This is a genomic window from Cellulophaga baltica (assembly GCF_900102165.1).
GTDB lineage: Bacteria > Bacteroidota > Bacteroidia > Flavobacteriales > Flavobacteriaceae > Cellulophaga > Cellulophaga baltica.
The window spans coordinates 174979-192558 of sequence record NZ_FNBD01000006.1; the positions used below are offsets into that span (position 1 = coordinate 174979).

The 17580-nt window shown below is 34.9% G+C and carries 15 protein-coding genes; 8 read left to right on the forward strand and 7 right to left on the reverse strand.

The window, feature by feature from the left end:
* The coding region (locus BLQ19_RS11925; RefSeq protein WP_175444431.1) for a PKD domain-containing protein at positions 1 to 1028 on the forward strand (1028 nt) is incomplete at its 5' end.
* A gap of 12 nt (positions 1029 to 1040) precedes the next feature.
* Here the strand turns inward: BLQ19_RS11925 and recG are convergent.
* The gene (gene recG / locus BLQ19_RS11930) at positions 1041 to 3146 is read right to left on the reverse strand and encodes an ATP-dependent DNA helicase RecG (RefSeq protein WP_074538494.1); all 2106 of its coding nucleotides are present in this window, start codon (positions 3144 to 3146) and stop codon (positions 1041 to 1043) included.
* A gap of 80 nt (positions 3147 to 3226) precedes the next feature.
* Here recG and BLQ19_RS11935 point away from each other — a divergent pair, with 80 nt between their 5' ends.
* Genes BLQ19_RS11935 through BLQ19_RS11945 form a run of 3 tightly spaced genes read left to right on the forward strand, consistent with a single transcriptional unit; the run spans position 3227 to position 7136 of the window.
* Positions 3227 to 5317 (forward strand): M1 family metallopeptidase, encoded by a 2091-nt coding sequence (locus tag BLQ19_RS11935; RefSeq protein ID WP_074538495.1) that lies wholly within the window; start codon positions 3227 to 3229, stop codon positions 5315 to 5317.
* Between the two features lies 1 nt (position 5318).
* On the forward strand, positions 5319 to 6233 hold the full coding sequence (locus BLQ19_RS11940; RefSeq protein WP_074538496.1) for a patatin-like phospholipase family protein: 915 nt from the start codon (positions 5319 to 5321) through the stop codon (positions 6231 to 6233).
* A 15-nt stretch (positions 6234 to 6248) separates the two neighbouring features.
* Complete coding sequence (locus tag BLQ19_RS11945; protein ID WP_024480894.1) at positions 6249 to 7136, forward strand: patatin-like phospholipase family protein; 888 nt, start codon at positions 6249 to 6251, stop codon at positions 7134 to 7136.
* 8 nt (positions 7137 to 7144) lie between these two features.
* On the opposite strand, the gene BLQ19_RS11950 is transcribed toward BLQ19_RS11945, so the two are convergent.
* The 6 genes from BLQ19_RS11950 to BLQ19_RS11975 form a co-directional block, all read right to left on the reverse strand.
* Positions 7145 to 7660 (reverse strand): DUF7935 family protein, encoded by a 516-nt coding sequence (locus BLQ19_RS11950; RefSeq protein ID WP_024480895.1) that lies wholly within the window; start codon positions 7658 to 7660, stop codon positions 7145 to 7147.
* 70 nt (positions 7661 to 7730) lie between these two features.
* On the reverse strand, positions 7731 to 8057 hold the full coding sequence (locus BLQ19_RS11955) for a hypothetical protein (protein WP_074538497.1): 327 nt from the start codon (positions 8055 to 8057) through the stop codon (positions 7731 to 7733).
* A 101-nt stretch (positions 8058 to 8158) separates the two neighbouring features.
* Entirely contained in the window at positions 8159 to 8926 is a 768-nt protein-coding gene (locus BLQ19_RS11960; RefSeq protein ID WP_074538498.1) for a hypothetical protein, read from the reverse strand.
* 39 nt (positions 8927 to 8965) lie between these two features.
* Positions 8966 to 10522, reverse strand: coding sequence for an FMN-binding glutamate synthase family protein (locus tag BLQ19_RS11965; protein WP_074538499.1), 1557 nt, complete (start codon positions 10520 to 10522; stop codon positions 8966 to 8968).
* Positions 10523 to 10629: 107 nt separating this feature from the next.
* On the reverse strand, positions 10630 to 11907 hold the full coding sequence (locus BLQ19_RS11970) for an amidohydrolase (protein ID WP_074538500.1): 1278 nt from the start codon (positions 11905 to 11907) through the stop codon (positions 10630 to 10632).
* A 3-nt stretch (positions 11908 to 11910) separates the two neighbouring features.
* Entirely contained in the window at positions 11911 to 12450 is a 540-nt protein-coding gene (locus BLQ19_RS11975) for a DsrE family protein (protein WP_074538501.1), read from the reverse strand.
* A gap of 173 nt (positions 12451 to 12623) precedes the next feature.
* On the opposite strand from BLQ19_RS11975, the gene BLQ19_RS11980 reads away from it, so the two are divergent.
* From BLQ19_RS11980 to BLQ19_RS11995, 4 genes are all read left to right on the forward strand, one after another.
* Positions 12624 to 14954 (forward strand): ATP-dependent helicase, encoded by a 2331-nt coding sequence (locus BLQ19_RS11980; protein ID WP_175444432.1) that lies wholly within the window; start codon positions 12624 to 12626, stop codon positions 14952 to 14954.
* A 17-nt stretch (positions 14955 to 14971) separates the two neighbouring features.
* A complete protein-coding gene (locus tag BLQ19_RS11985) occupies positions 14972 to 15262 on the forward strand; it encodes a putative quinol monooxygenase (RefSeq protein ID WP_025615227.1) in 291 nt (96 codons plus the stop codon).
* Complete coding sequence (gene gloA2 / locus BLQ19_RS11990; RefSeq protein ID WP_024480903.1) at positions 15262 to 15648, forward strand: SMU1112c/YaeR family gloxylase I-like metalloprotein; 387 nt, start codon at positions 15262 to 15264, stop codon at positions 15646 to 15648. Before BLQ19_RS11985 ends, gloA2 begins: the two co-directional genes overlap by 1 nt.
* A 114-nt stretch (positions 15649 to 15762) precedes the next feature.
* Positions 15763 to 17460, forward strand: a complete 1698-nt coding sequence (locus BLQ19_RS11995) for an alkaline phosphatase D family protein (RefSeq protein ID WP_074538502.1) — start codon at positions 15763 to 15765, stop codon at positions 17458 to 17460.
* The last annotated feature ends 120 nt before the right edge of the window (positions 17461 to 17580 follow it).

The window sequence follows — 17580 nt, forward strand, 5'->3', positions numbered from 1 at the left end:
TTTCAGGAACGAATATTAGTCTAACTTTACCAGCAGGAACCGATGTTACTGCGCTTTCACCATCCATTACACATACTGGAGCTTCTATCAATCCTACTTCAGGAGTAGCACAAGATTTTACGAGTCCTGTGAGTTATACCGTAACAGCAGCAGATGGAACTACACAAGTGTATTCAGTGACCGTTACTGCTCCTGCGCTTAGTAGTACTAAAGCAATAACCGCATTTACAATTGGAACGGTAAACGGAATTATCACAGGAACAAATATTAGTCTAACCTTACCTGCAGGAACTGATGTAACTTCATTAATACCCAATGTAATCTATACGGGTATATCTGTAAGTCCACTTAATAATGTAGCTCAAAATTTCACTAATCCCGTAGTATATACCATTACTGCAGCAGATGCATCTACACAAGAGTATACGGTTACAGTTATAGTTCCAGCTGCCAATCAAGCTCCAACAGCTGTGGCAACATCTGTGCAAAGAACAGGAATATCTCAATATATATTTGACTTTGCAGGAGATAGTTCTAGTGACCCAGATAGTAATCCAATAACTTATTTATGGGATTTTGGAGATGGTGGTTCCTCCACTGAAGTAAATCCAAATCATACATATACTACTACGGGAGTATATAATGCTTCCCTAACAGTAAGTGATGGTTCTTTAACGAATACCAGTTCATTTACTGTGAACGCAAGAGACTTTGTTATTTTTACTGAAGGAAGTAATATTTCTGATACATTTGGTACTGGCAGCATAAGTGTTACAGGTGATTTAATTATCACTGGTAGCCCGACTATATTTACCTTAGCTGCCACATTAATAACAGGTGTAGGAGCAAATTCGAATGCTACCTTTATAATAGGTAGTACTCAATATAACGCAAACACTAGTAATACTAGCGTTCCAGGATTGCGAAATACAATTTCGTACTCTTCAGGCATCTATACATATACATTAAGTGTTATCAATACTTCTGGAAATTCAGGAATAATCAGAGCCGTTGTCACTTATCCATAGTTAAATTTTGAACTAACTAATATACTTCCAAATATTCTTGTGCGTAATTAATTGTGCGTAAGTATAGTTGATTACAGCATTCTCATCTTTGGCGAGGGTCGGATCGTCTTTTAAGAGTTGTAATGCATAGTAACGGGCTGTTTTTAGAATATCATTGTCTCTGACTATATCTGCAATCTTTAGATTTAGCATACCACTTTGCTGGGTTCCCATTAAATCTCCAGGACCGCGGAGCTTTAAATCGACCTCTGCGATTTCAAAACCATCATTGGTACGGACCATAGTTTCCAACCTCGTTTTTGCTTCGGTAGATAGTTTAAAACTGGTCATCAGAATACAAAAACTTTGGTCTGCTCCACGGCCAACACGCCCGCGCAATTGGTGCAATTGCGATAATCCAAAGCGTTCCGCACTTTCTATAATCATTACAGAAGCATTGGGTACATTAACGCCCACTTCTATAACTGTTGTCGCCACCATAATCTGCGTTTCTCCTTTTACAAAACGCTGCATTTCATATTCTTTATCCACAGGTTTCATTTGCCCATGTACAATTGAAATCTGATATTCGGGCTGTGGAAAATCTCTTGCAATACTTTCATAGCCATCCATTAAATCCTTATAATCCAAAGCTTCTGACTCTTGAATTAAAGGATAAACTACATAAATCTGTCTTCCTTTTTTTATTTCCTCCCGGATAAACTGAAACACTTTTAATCGGTTAGAATCATACCGATGCACCGTTTTTATAGGTTTCCTTCCTGGAGGTAATTCATCAATCAAAGAAATATCTAAATCGCCATACAAACTCATCGCCAAGGTTCTAGGTATTGGGGTGGCTGTCATTACTAAAACATGTGGTGGTATCGTATTCTTATGCCATAATTTAGAACGCTGTGCTACACCAAAACGATGCTGTTCATCTACAATGGCCAAGCCTAAATTTTTATACTGCACTTTATCCTCCAATAGGGCATGGGTGCCTATTAAAATTTGAAGTTCCCCACTTTCTAACTGCTCGTGTATGACTTTCCTAGAAGATTTTTTCACGGAACCTGTTAATAGTGAAACCGTAATGCCTACACCTTCTAATAGCTCTTGAATGCCTACAAAATGCTGATTCGCTAAAATCTCTGTAGGAGCCATCAAGCAGGCTTGAAATCCATTGTCAATTGCTAATAACATCGCCATTAAAGCAACGATTGTTTTACCAGAACCTACATCACCTTGCAATAAGCGATTCATTTGGGCATTGCTCCCTAAATCTGCCCGAATTTCTTTCAGAACCCGTTTCTGAGCATTGGTAAGATCAAATGGTAAATGATTACTGTAAAAATCATTAAAAATAGTACCTACTTTATCAAAAGGAAAGCCTTTAATACGCTTTTTATGCAACATATTCTTGGCAATAAGCTGCAGCTGAATATAAAAAAGCTCTTCAAATTTTAATCGGAATTGAGCTTTGGCTAAAAGTTCTTGATTCTTAGGGAAGTGAATATTAAACAGCGCTTCACTCTTAGAAATTAAATGAAGCTCTTCTATAATTTTAGGAGACAGTGCTTCTGTAAACTTCCCATTCAGTTCTACAAAAATCTGCTGAATTAATTTGCTTAAAACTCTATTGGTAATGCCTTTATTACTCAGTTTCTCTGTAGACGGATATACGGGTTGCATGTATATCTTTAAACCCTTTTCATGATCCGCAAGTAATTCCATTTCAGGGTGCGGCATAGAAAAAGTACCATTGTAAAAATTAGTTTTTCCAAAAATTACATAAGGTACATTCAGCTTTAAATTCTCACGAATCCATTTCTGTCCTCTGAACCATACCAATTCCATCTTACCTGTATCATCTAAAAAAGTAGCTACGAGGCGATTCCCTTTTTTTTGCGCTACAGATTTAATATGGGTAATTTTACCAACTACCTGAACCTCAGAAGAGTTTTGTTGTAACAGATTAATCTTATAATACTGTGTTTTATCTATATACCGATTGGGAAACAGATTAATTAGATCTTGGTATGTTTGAATGCCAAGCTCTGACTGCAACGTATTTGCCCTATTTGGACCAACACCTTTTAAATAAGCAATGGGAGTTTGTAAAAAATTTGCATTCATTGGACTAAAATAGTAGATAGAAACAAAGGAACAAAAACCAAATTGCTTATTTTGGTATTCATTTTGAATTTTATTAAAATATGCGTCATTTATTTATAAGTTTTTGTCTTTTCCTTTCAATTACGCTATCAGCTCAAGAACAGAAATCGGTAGATTTTATTTCGGGAGACCTCTCCATAACTGTTGTTCCTGAGCAGAAGCAGGTAAATGGGACCATAACCTACACTTTTGATATCTTGAAACCGGTGGATAGTATTTTTTTAGATGCTAAAAACTTCACATTTACCACCGTAAGACTTAATAATAAAAAAGTAAAATACAGTGTTGATGACAAGCATATCATCATTAGAAAAAAATTCAAAAAGGACGGAGCTCAACAATTACAACTATCTTATGAAGTCCAACCTACACAAACCGTATATTTTATTGGTTGGGAAGATGATGCCAATAAGAACAAGCAAATTTGGACACAAGGGCAAGGGAAATATACGAGTCATTGGCTTCCTAGCTTTGATGATATGAATGAAAAAGTAGTATTTGATACAGAAATAACATTTGATTCTACGTATCAGGTAATTGCCAATGGTAATTTAATACACTCTAAAAAAAATGCCAACAATACGACCACTTGGTCCTATGATATGGTGCAACCTATGAGTAGTTATCTTTTAGCTTTTTCCATAGCTAATTATGATAAGAAAGTGGTAACCAGCGCGGACGGTTTACCATTAGAATTATATTATTACCCTGAAAATCAACAGAAAGTAGAGCCTACTTATCGATATACAAAAGAAATTTTTGATTTTTTAGTTTCCGAAATTGGCGTTCCTTATCCTTGGCAAAATTACAAACAAATACCAGTAAAAGATTTCCTTTATGCAGGAATGGAAAATACAACAACTACTATTTTTTCTGATGCCTACATGATAGATTCTATTGCTTTTATAGATCGTAATTATGTCAATATAAACGCACACGAATTAGCGCACCAATGGTTTGGAAACCTTGTTACAGAAGCTGACGGTCAGCATCATTGGCTACAAGAAGGCTTTGCTACCTACTATGCACTACTAGCAGAAAAAGAACTATTTGGCGCCGAGTATTATTTTTGGAAACTATTTGATACTGCAGAAACCTTAAAGCAACAGTCTAAAGAAGGAAAAGGAGAGTCATTAAAAGATCCAAAAGCAAGCAGTCTTACTTTTTATGAAAAAGGAGCATGGGCTCTAGCCTTGTTAAAAGAAGAAGTAGGAACCGAATCATTTAAAAAGGGAATACAGAACTATCTAGAAAAATATAAATTTAAGAATGTAAAAATAAATGATTTTCTTGTTGAGATAGAGCAGGCAAGTGGGCAATCATTAAGTAGTTTTGATGAAATCTGGCTGGAAAATACAGAATTTCCAGTGGCTATGGTGTATGACTATTTAAAAAATAATTCATCCAGCATTTCCGATTTTATAAGTCTACAGGAATCAATAAATAAGGTTGCTGATAAAAAAGCTCAGTTAGTTTTGATTGAAAATGCCTATGATAAATCTGATTCTATAGAATTTAAGAAGCGATTAATATTTACATATGCTGAGCTATTCTCCATAGACTTTATGAGAAAGATTATAGCGTCTAACGATTTGATGTTACGGCAAGCATTAAGTTTAAAAATTACTCAAATCCCCACAGAACTGCAGACAGATTTTGAATCGCTCTTAGAAGATCAAAGCTATAGTACTATTGAAAACAGTTTATACCGCCTCTTTTTAAACTTTCCGGAACAACGAAAAACGTATTTAGAGGCGACTAAAGATGTTATAGGATTTTCAGATAAGAATGTTAGATTATTATGGCTTACGCTCGCTTTAGTTACCGAAGATTATAATAGTTTAAAAACCAAAGACTATTTTGATGAATTAGGGAGTTACACGCAAGCACAATATGACCCTAAAACACGTGAAACCGCTTTTCAATATTTGTTTCAAACATTTGGATTAACAGATACCAATTTAGAAGATTTAGCAGAGGCTAGTATGCACCATAGTTGGCAGTTTAATAAATTTGCTAGAGCATTATTTGATGAGTTGCTAAAAGATGAAGCCTATAAAGATAGAATTATTGCGTTATTGCCTAAACTAAATGAAAAAGAAAAACTGTATCTTACTAATAAACTAGAGTAGTATGAGAGCATTAGTAATTTCTGGAGGTGGGAGCAAAGGGGCCTTTGCTGGTGGAGTTGCCCAATATCTTATTGAAGAGGCACAACAGCATTACGATTTATTCTTAGGCACCTCTACCGGAAGTCTTTTGATATCACATTTAGGCTTACATAAAATTGCCAAAATCAAAGAAATTTATACCTCCGTACACCAGAAAGATATTTTTAGCAACTGCCCTTTTTCTACTCAAAAAAAACACGGAGTAGAAACTATTGGTATACATCATTTTAATGTGCTCAAAAATTTTTATAGCGGAAGTAAAACTTTTGGAGAGAGCCTCAATCTATTACAACTTATAAAAAATACGATTACCCTAGAAGAGTTTAATACCCTTAAAAACGGTCCAAAAGATATTGTAGTAACCGTATCTAATTTATCACTTAATCAAGTGGAGTATAAATCTATTAATGATTTTTCATATGATGAATTTTGTGAATGGGTATGGATTTCTTGTAATTACACACCTTTTATGAGCTTGGTAAAAAAGGATGGTTGTGAATATGCTGATGGTGGTTTAGGAACCATGGTTCCTATTGAAGAAGCTATAAAAAGAGGCGCAACTACAGTAGATGCTATAATTTTACAAACCGAAGTGACACATTTAAATCGTATGCCATCAAAAAATGTATTCTCTTTACTGACCAATATGTTTGCTTTTATGTTGGATCGTATCGAACATCAAAATATTAGAATCGGAAAGTATGTGGCTAAGCATAATAATGCAATCATTAACTTTTATTATACTCCTACTGTTTTAACTACAAATTCACTTATTTTTGACAAAACTAAAATGGCAGCTTGGTGGGAAAGCGGATTTAATTACGCGAAATTTAAAAGTTCGGAGAGTAGCCAATTAGAACCAGAAATAACCAACTAACTAAAATATTGAAATTTGAAAGCATTAGTAATAAGTGGCGGTGGGAGTAAAGGGGCTTTTGCTGGTGGTGTCGCACAATACTTAATGGAGATAGAAAAAAAGGAGTATGACTTATTCCTTGGTACTTCTACAGGTAGTCTTTTAATACCACAATTATCGCTTAATAATGTAGGCAAACTATATGATATTTATACCAATGTTAATCAACTTTCTATATTTAGTTTAAATCCTTTTATTGTTAAGAAAAAAGATGGTCGTGAATTTGTAACCATTAATTATTTTACTACATTTTTACAGTTTTTAAAACGGAAAAGAACTTTTGGTGAAAGTGGGGCATTGCGCAGAACCATTAAAAAGAATTTCTCTCCAGAAGAATTTACTAAAATAAAAACCTCAAACAAAAAAGTAATTGTTACCGTTTCTAATTTATCAAAAAACAGAGTAGAGTACAAGGAGCTTAGTGAATTTACCTACGAAGAGTTTTGTGATTGGATTTGGATTTCTTGTAATTATATTCCATTTATGTCTCTAGTAAAACGTAATGGATATGAGTATGGCGATGGAGGTTTGGGTTGTGTTGTGCCTATCCGAGAGGCCATACGTAGAGGGGCTACGGAGGTAGATGCTATTATTTTAGAATCTGAAAATTTGAATCAGAACAAAGTATTAGGTAAAAATCCTTTTTCCTTAATGCTAAGCATTTATGGCTTTGTATTGGATCAAATAGAATACCACGATGTTTCTGAAGGGGTGCTTGCAGCCAAACACAACGGAGTTAAGTTAAACTTATATTATACCCCAACAAGGCTTACTGAGAATTCTTTGGTATTTAATAAAAAGCTTATGCGAGAATGGTGGCTCCAAGGGTTTAGTTACGCCGAGGAAAAATTTAAAGGTAAATAAACAATCGCTTACCAAAGATTACTAATTTCTTTTTTTACGAAAGATAACGCTGTGGCAGAAGGAGAGGCCTTATCCATGGTATCACTTAATACGTCTTCTCTAAATTTATCTGCATTTTCTGCACTTAATGCAGCTTTTCTAATTGATTGTATCGTTGCACTTTTTGCCGCTTTAATAATATTCCAACAATCATCTGTTAGGTATATTTGCTGCGATAAATTATGATCAAATTCTGTTTCAATCGTACGTATCAAAAGTGATTCATAATCGTTCTTACTCGTAGATACGGGAGCTACTCTAACCACTAAGCTAGGAATAGCAATACGCTCTAAAAATAGTGCCATACGCTCGTACGCTTGCAATCTAATAGGTAATGTGTGTTTTTGAGTATCTTTCTGTAACAAATACCTTCTACGGCCTTCTTCATTTTTTGTGTGCATTTTAAAAAAATAAAAGGCAACAACACCTGTAACTACTGCTGGTAATAAATAAGCGAAAGCCTGTAGAATCTGTTCTCCGTTCATGATACTTGTGGTTTTATTTGGTTATTGAATGTAAAACGAAGTATTTTTTAAAAAAGTATGAAACCTAAAATTATCTCGCTAAAAGTTTAGGAGATACTTTATAAGTTGCAGCATATGTCATCCCTGCTTCACCGTTTTTAAAGTTTGAAAATGCCTTCTTAAACCATTTTCGATCTGTTGCTTTTTTGTTATGAGTATCATGACTAGAAACGCCAAAAGAGGCTCCATTTAAAAAAGCTTCGATGGTATAAATTCCGATTCCAAAATATTCGCATTTTTGAAGCACTGTCGCAAATTCTGCTTCTGAAAATTGGTGGATGTTATCTGCCTCAAAATTCTCATTTACATTTTTTAAATCGACAAATACATTCTTCTCTAAAAATTCTTGTTGTTCCATAATTGTAAATACTATTTATGTATTTCGCGCGAAAGTAGCTAAAAATATATACTGGATGATAAGGATTTAGTATTATTAATTCCCTGTACCAAAATCAGACTTTATTTATTCTCTTTAACTAGTTCTCTTATTTGAAAATAAAATGAGTCAAATTTTGGAGAAATACGGATGTTTAAGCCTTCTGTAAAACCACCATCTTTTGTAACTGCCATTAAACGGGAATTACTGATAGTGAATTGCTTTTGAAATTTATTTGCTAATAGGGTAGCTTGATTTAAAGCGACATCAAACTCTCCTGTATTAGAAACACCTTCTATGATTACTAATGCCTCTGAATATTTATTCAAAACAGTGGCAATTTTTGTTAATTGTGCATCTGCAGCAGCATCTTTAGCTGCTATACCATTTCTAGTTGCTTCATTCAAGGAGATAACCACCGCACCGTTTGATACATTAATGGCACTATTTTCGCCTAAAGTTTTCTTTAAATCGGTTAAAATGGCAAGGGCAATAGAATCATGACTACTAAATTTATCATTTATAAATTTAAGCTTAGCCTCTTTTTCCTGTAGGCTTTCTAAAGTCTTACCAATATTCTCAGATTTTTCAATAGAGGCTTTCGTAAAATTATTAATGTTTTGCATTAATTGGCCATTGGTTTCTAATAACTCATCGGCCTGCGCTTTATAAGATTCTGCTTCTGTTTTACTAACAGTTTCTCGTTTCTTAGAGACTACGTATAGGTTATTAATAGAATCTCTAGATGCTTTTAAATTCTGAATTTCAAGTAATAAATCAGACTTCTTTTGTGCGTGTAGGTTTGTTAAGCCTAAAGTTAAAACGAGTAGGAATAAAGAATACTTTATCATTTTTTAAAACTATTTTTAAATTAAATATTAATTGTTGTATTATTTGGTAACGCTTTTTCCCCCTAAGTGAATACAATCATATAATTCTTGCACTCCATTAAACGGAACAGGATTTTTTTGATATTTATAGGTAGATCTTAAATCTCTATTCAAATCGGTATCATCTACATTCACTTGAATATCTTCCATATGAAATTGGCATGGATGCTCATAACCAGCGGCATGCGTAATTTCTAAAAATTCTTTTCTAAAAGATTTGAAATACTGTGCTAAACGTTCCGATTTTAAAGTAACATCAATTCCGTTTTGCAACCATTTACTTTGGGTAGCAATACCCGTCGGGCAGCGGTTGGTATGACATACTTGTGCTTGAATGCAACCAATACTCATCATGGCTTCACGAGCAACATTGATACAATCTGCACCCATAGCAAAAGCCATTGCCGCTTTGGCAGGGAAACCTAATTTTCCACTTCCTATAAATACAATTCTATCTGTAAGTTCTCTATTTAAAAAAACTTTATACACACTAGAAAACCCATATACCCAAGGTAAAGATACATGATCCGCAAAGCTTGGAGGAGCGGCACCTGTACCACCTTCACCACCATCTACGGTTATAAAATCAGGACCTTTCCCTGTTTTTAGCATTAAATCGGCCAATTGTTCCCATTGGTCTAACTTTCCTATAGCTCCTTTTATACCCACCGGTAAGCCAGTTGCTTCCGCTATTTTTTCTATTAATTGCAATAATTCAGGAACAGATTTAAATGCTTTGTGCGTTGCAGGCGATAATACATCTTTACCTACTTCTACGCCTCTAATCTCCGCTAATTCTGGAGTTATTTTTGCGCCCGGTAATACACCCCCTTTTCCAGGTTTAGCCCCTTGAGATAGTTTTATTTCAATGGCTTTAATACAAGGATTATTCTCAACTAAAGCTTTAAGTTTCTCAATAGATAAACTTCCCTCATCACTACGTACTCCAAAATATCCAGTTCCAAAGTGAAATATAACATCACCACCTTGCTTATGGTACGGAGAAAGTCCGCCTTCTCCAGTATTATGGTAAGCATCCGCTTTTTGAACACCTATATTCATCGCTTCTACTGCTGCTGCGGAAAGCGATCCAAAACTCATTGCAGATACATTTATAACAGAAGCCGGTCTATAAGGTTTTGCACGTTTGTTGTAGGCACCAATAACTTTAGCACAAGGAACAAAACTTTTATCCTCTGTATTAGGATGATTTTCAGGTACCTCATAGGCCATCATTTGGTTTTTTACAAAAATATGATGGTGTGCATAAATATCACGATCCGTCCCAAAACCTTCATAGTTGTTCTCTTTTTTTGCAGAGGCATAAATCCAACCACGTTCTATACGATTAAAAGGAAGTTCTTCTCTATTGTTTGCTACAAAATATTGACGCATTTCTGGTCCAATACTCTCCAACCAATACCTAAAATGACCTACAATTGGAAAATTGTGTGAGATAGTATGCGCTCTTTGAAAAAAAACATCGCGAATAGCAACAACAAAAACCACTAGCAATAGCCAAGCATACCATGGAATACTTGTAAAAAAGTCAATCATGTAAAGAAAGTTTCAATTAAAATTTAAACTACAACAAACCTATAAAAAAAAACGAGTTCAAAATTAATTTTTATTAAAATTGAACTCGAAATAAATAATAATCTTTTTTATTTTTTATTCAAATAATCTAAACTCATTGCTGTTAAGGTTTTTACCCCTAGAAGCATACCACTATCATCTATTTTAAAATCTGGCGTATGATGTGGAAAAGCCTCGGTATTACCTGGAGTCATTCCTCCTAAAAAGAAATAAAATCCTGGTACTTTTTCTTGGAAAAAACTAAAATCTTCTCCTCCGGTTGTTGCTTTAATTAACACTACATTTTCTACCCCTGCAGTTTTTTGTAAGGTAGGTAACATCGCTTCTGTTAATTTTTCATCGTTGTAGGTAATTGCTGTATTATTTTGAAATTCTATGGTAGCAGCCCCTCCATATGTTTTTGCCAATCCTTCTGTCATCTCAGTCATACGTCTAATAATTAATGCCTTCATATCCGGATCTAGCGTACGTACGGTTCCTATCATTTCAGCGCTTTCAGGAATAATATTAAATCGAACTCCAGCCGTGATTTTCCCAACAGTAATTACTGCCGGTTCTACAAGCAAATTAGATTCTCTACTAATTATAGACTGGTACCCATCAATAATTTTTGCAGCGATATAAATAGGATCTACACCACCCCAAGGCTGAGAACCGTGTGTTTGTTTTCCTTTTACATTAACAACAAACCGCTCTACGGCAGCCATCGTACCTCCGGGTTTGTAACCAATTGTTCCTACAGGAGTACCACTATTGATATGTAATCCAAAAATAGCGTCCACATCCGGGTTTTTTAAGGCTCCTTCTTTTATCATTAATGCTGCACCACCTTCTTCTCCTGGTGGCGGACCTTCTTCTGCTGGCTGAAAAATAAATTTTACGGTACCTTTAATCTTATCTTTATTTTTTGATAAAATTTCTGCCACACCCATGAGTATCGCGATATGCGTATCATGACCACAAGCATGCATCACTCCAACTTCTTCTCCTTGAAACTCTCCTACAACTTCCGATTTAAAAGACAAATCATTCCTCTCGGTTACTGGTAAGGCATCAATATCTGCTCGTAATGCAACTACTTTTCCAGGAGTATTCCCTTTTAATACGCCAACAACTCCGGTTTTAGCAACTCCCGTTTGCACCTCAATTCCTAAAGATTTCAAATGTTTAGCTATCTTTTCTGCGGTTTTAAACTCCCTATTTGAAAGCTCCGGATATTGATGAAAGTCTCTTCGCCAATCTATTACTTTCTGTTCTACTGATTTAAAATCTTTCTCTGAAACTGCGTTTTGAGCAAATGCACAAAACCCAAAAAGGAGAAAACCTTTGAGTACAAGTTTATTCATATATTAAAATTTAATTAGTCTATAATCTTCATTCTGCAATAAAACAAGGGCGGTCATAGCTGACAAGGAAAGTTGCACTCCTTTGATCATTTCAGTCTCTTTTATCTTTCTTGAATTTGCAGACTGTCCGCATAAAATTAGTTGAACATCTGCTGCCAGCAAAGCATTGATTAATGCTAGATTGGGATTTTTAGTGCCGTAACGTTCTTCATAGGCTATGTCTGTCAAGATATCTTTTGTAGCAGAACCGTGAATAACTAATGCGGCTTTTAATTGTTTTTCAGGGACACCGGCTTGTGCATGCATATTTAAAAAACGAGCACCAGTTTCCAGGTAAGGGTTAATTTTAGAATGTTCTTTAGGACTAGTGCCTACATCAAAAACCGCTTTGAACTCTTGCGTTAAATCTACTTCAAAATCTGGGTTTTCTACACTATAGACTGCTCCGAATTCTTGAATAACTGGCCCGGTAGCTTTTTCTTGTCCAAAACTTAAGTTTACTAGAATAATAGAAAGAATTAAAGAATTTTGTATAGATTTCATGGTAAAATAAATAAAGCGTTGCGTATACTGAGGATAATACCTGATTATCTTCAAATATATTCAAAATGATTTTAGCGTTTAAGTTTTTTGTTTATAATTATTAGAAGCATCATTTTAGTATGCTAGCAATTATGGTTAAATTCACAGTTCCAAAAAAATCAAAGAAAAAGCTGTTGGAAAACTATATAAATCAATTGAATGATGCTCAACGAGCACCAGTTTTACATAAAGACGGACCGTTAATTGTTATTGCGGGAGCGGGGTCTGGAAAAACACGTGTATTAACCTACAGGATAGCTTATTTAATGAGTCTAGGAATTGACTCTTTTAATATTCTTGCACTTACATTTACAAATAAGGCTGCCCGGGAGATGAAAGCCAGGATTGCTGCTATTGTTGGAAATACGGAAGCAAAAAACCTAATGATGGGTACATTCCACTCGGTTTTTGCTAGATTATTACGATATGACGGTGACAAATTAGGATACCCTAGTAACTTCACTATTTATGACACACAAGATTCTCAGCGTTTAATCGCTTCAATTATCAAAGAAATGGGACTTGATAAAGATGTCTATAAATACAAACAAGTCCAAAATAGAATATCATCCTATAAAAATAGCCTTATTACGGTAAGAGCTTATTTTAATGATGCAGAAATGCAAGAGGCCGATGCCATGGCTAAACGGCCAAGAATGGGGGATATTTATCAAAACTATGTAGATCGCTGTTTTAAAGCAGGTGCGATGGATTTTGATGATTTATTACTAAGAACCAATGAGTTATTAAATAAATATCCAGAAGTCCTTGCCAAGTATCAAGATAGGTTTAGATATATATTGGTAGATGAGTATCAAGATACCAACCATTCGCAATATCTAATTATTAAAGCGTTATCCGATAAATTTCAAAATATTTGTGTGGTAGGGGATGATGCACAAAGTATTTACTCTTTCCGTGGTGCAAACATTAGCAATATTCTCAACTTTCAAAAAGATTATGATAATGTTATCATGTACCGACTGGAACAGAATTATAGATCTACCCGAAATATTGTAAATGCAGCGAATTCTATAATTGAAAAAAATACCAACCAATTAGAGAAAGTGGTTTGGACAGATAATGATGATGGTCCAGCAATAAAAGTACACAGAAGTCCTACGGATGCAGAAGAAGGCAGGTTTGTTGCAGGTTCTATATTTGAAAACCGTATGCAACACCAAATGTCAAATGGTAGCTTTGCTGTACTTTATCGCACTAACTCGCAATCTAGAGCTATAGAAGATGCTTTGCGTAAACGCGATATTCCATACCGTATCTATGGTGGTTTATCTTTTTACCAAAGAAAAGAGATTAAAGATGTATTGTCTTATTTGCGTCTAGTGATTAATCCTAAAGATGAGGAAGCTTTAAAGCGTGTCATTAATTTTCCTGCGAGAGGAATTGGAATGAGCACTTTAGATAAACTTACAGTAGCAGCGAACCACTATGGCAGATCTATTTTTGAAGTAATTGAGAATTTAGATCGAATAAATTTAAAAATCAACGCAGGTACCAAAAGGAAATTAGTAGATTTTACCAACATGATTAAAAGTTTTCAAATCATGAATGAAACTACAGATGCCTTTGCTATTTCTGAGCATGTCGCAAAAAAGTCGGGGTTACTTTTAGAATTTAAAAAAGATGGTACTCCGGAAGGTATTGCCAAAATGGATAATATTGAAGAGCTTCTAAATGGTATAAAAGATTTTGTGGAAGGACAGAAAGAGGTTGTCGATGCTACAGGTAATATTAGTGAATTCTTAGAAGACGTTGCTTTAGCAACGGATTTAGATAATGACACTGGTGATGATGACAGAGTAGCTTTAATGACCATCCACTTAGCAAAAGGATTAGAGTTTCCGCATGTCTATATTGTAGGTATGGAAGAAGACCTATTCCCGTCAGGTATGAGTATGAGTACCCGAAGTGAATTAGAAGAAGAACGTAGATTGTTTTATGTAGCATTGACTAGAGCAGAAAAACAAGCTTATTTAACCTATACGCAAAATAGGTACCGTTGGGGTAAATTAATAGATGCTGAACCTAGTCGGTTTTTAGAAGAAATTGATGAGAAATTTATTGAAAATCTAACACCGATTGAAAAACCAGCATACCGTTATAAATCAACAATAGATACTGATATTTTTGGTGAAGTTGATAAAAGTAAACTGCGTCAAATAAAACCTAAAAGTGGTATCCCACCAAGCACGGTAAAACCTAATGAAAATCAGCTTAGAAAGCTTAGAAAATTAAAACCAGAATTGGCTCAACCCATTGGAAATACGAATACTGTAGATCCCAATTTAGCCGAAGGAAGTTTAATTAATCATACCCGTTTTGGTCGGGGTACTGTTGTAAAAATAGATGGCATTGGTAATGACCGCAAGGCAGAGATACAGTTTGATACTGCTGGGATTAAAAAATTACTGTTGCGCTTTGCTAAATTAGAAGTGTTAGGTTAATATTATACATTACTATTATGAAAATATATTTGAGTGTCCATATTCAGAGTAAAGAAGAATCGCAACAGGAAGTAAAGGCTATTTTACAAAATTTGGTTGTACAAACGTTACAAGAGAAAGGTTGTATTCAATATACTTTACACCAAGGTATTGAAGATAAAAACACTTTTGTGTTTTACGAAGTTTGGGAGCATCAAGAAGCTTTAGACAAGCATAATACCATGCCTTATATTAAAGAGTTAGGCGTTTTATTTGAGGATAAACTAGCTTCTGAATCCGTGTTAGTGAAATCAACACTAATAGCCTAATGACATTTAAAGCGCTTCACCATGTCGCTATAATTTGTTCTGATTACAGCAAATCTAAAGCTTTTTATACGCAAATTTTAGGCTTAGAAATACTACAAGAAGTGTACCGTGAAGAAAGGGACTCTTACAAGTTAGACTTAGCCATAAACAAACATTATTGTATTGAATTATTTTCATTTCCTAATGTTCCTGAAAGACCTTCTTACCCAGAGGCTTGCGGGCTGCGTCATCTAGCCTTTGAAGTAGCAGATATAGAGCGCACGGCAATAGAACTTAAAGAAAAGGGAATACAAGTTGAGGCTATAAAAATAGATCCGTATACAGGAAAGAAATTCACCTTCTTTGCAGACCCGGATAATTTGCCATTAGAACTATATGAGCAATAACTTCTTAATTTTCAGCGTGTAACTTTTTTAAAATTTTTAGATAACAATTCCATAAAGTTTTGCTAACCGTGGCGTCAGATAATAGTATCATTTTTGAATGAAAATTTACTATTTATGTCAACCAAGAACACTACGAGAAGAAATTTTATTCAAAAAACATTATTAGCCTCTGGAGGCATCATCTTAGCTCCTAATTTTATTAGTTGTAAAAAAGACGATGACCTAGTAGCTTCTGAGCTAGATACTAATCTATTAACTATCAAAAACTTCCATGAAGGGGTTGCTAGTTTTGATCCAAGCAGTTCTTCTGTGATTTTATGGACACGCTATGCTACCGCAAATGCCGAGATAGTTTGGGAATTAGCTACAGATGCCTCTTTTACATCTATTTTAAGAAGCGGTAAAATTACTACAGAAGCATCAAGAGATAATACTTTGGCTATTGAAGTTACAGAATTAGAAGAGCATCTAAAACTGTATTACAGGTTTGCTAGTCCAATAGATTCTGCTATCTCTGTAGTAGGAGAAACCATAACACTTCCAGAAAAGGCATCTTCTATTAAACTTGCCGTTTGTTCTTGCTCTAACTACCAAGCAGGATTATTCAATTCGTATAATGCTATGGCGAAATCAGATGCAGATATTATCATACACTTGGGCGATTATTTTTATGAGTATGAAGCCGGCGGTTACGGATCTACAGCTGAGAATGCTTTTCTGAATCGCCAGCATGAACCCGCAGGAGAAATCATCACTTTAGAGGATTATAGAACACGCTACAAACAATATAGATCCGATATAGATTTGCAATTAGCTCATCAAAAAAAGCCTTTTATATGCATTTGGGATGATCATGAAATTGCTAATGATACTTATAAGGATGGTGCAGAGAACCATGATGACGCCACGGAAGGAAGCTTTGAATTAAGAAAACAAAATGCCTTACAATCTTACAGCGAGTTTTTACCTTTTTCCCGAGTAAACAAAGAGAATAATAGCCTTATTTATAGAAGTATAAATATTGGAAATCTAGTACATATGATGATGCTAGACACACGGCTTATTGGAAGGGACAAGCAGTTAAATATATCTAATTACTTTACGGCAACAGGCTTAAATACAGAAGCCTTAAAAAGCGATTTAAATGCTACAACGCGAACAATTTTAGGATCTACACAAAAAGAATGGCTATTAAGTGAGTTAGCAGGCAGTAGTAGCAAATGGCAGGTCCTTGGGCAACAGGTTTTAATGGGACAAATGTATATTCCTATTGCTATGCTAACTGCTTTCGGTGCAGATAATTTTGGAGAAATATTAACGGAATTAGTTACTATCAAAACGAGAATGGAAAATGATGACCCTAGCTTAACAGCGGAGGAGAAAGCTAAAGTTCTCAACACAATTCCATACAACTTAGATGCTTGGGATGGTTACCCAGGAGATAGAGAAGAGATTTACCAAGCTTTGAATGGAAAAAAAATAATAACCTTCGCTGGTGATACCCATAACGCGTGGAACAATACACTGTTCGATAAAAATGGAACGGAAGTAGGCGTAGAGTTAGCCACTTCTAGTGTTAGTTCTCCAGGTTTTGAAACGTACTTGGGTACTACAGATGCTGCATTTATTAGTGGCTTTGAGCAAGCATTAACAACATTAATAGATGGGTTAAACTATTTTGATGCCTCAAGAAGAGGGTATATGATGACTACATTTAATCAAACATCAGTAACCTCTGAATGGATTTATGTAGATACTATATTGTCCTCATCCTACACCGCAACCGTAGGGCACAGCATTACATATTCTTAAGACAAGTTCTTATATAAGAGTTTAAAAATCCATTAGTAATTGCTAATGGATTTTTTATTTTCAATAGCGTTAGTATTACCACTAGTTGAATTAATAGTACCTGAATAAAAAATAGTACCT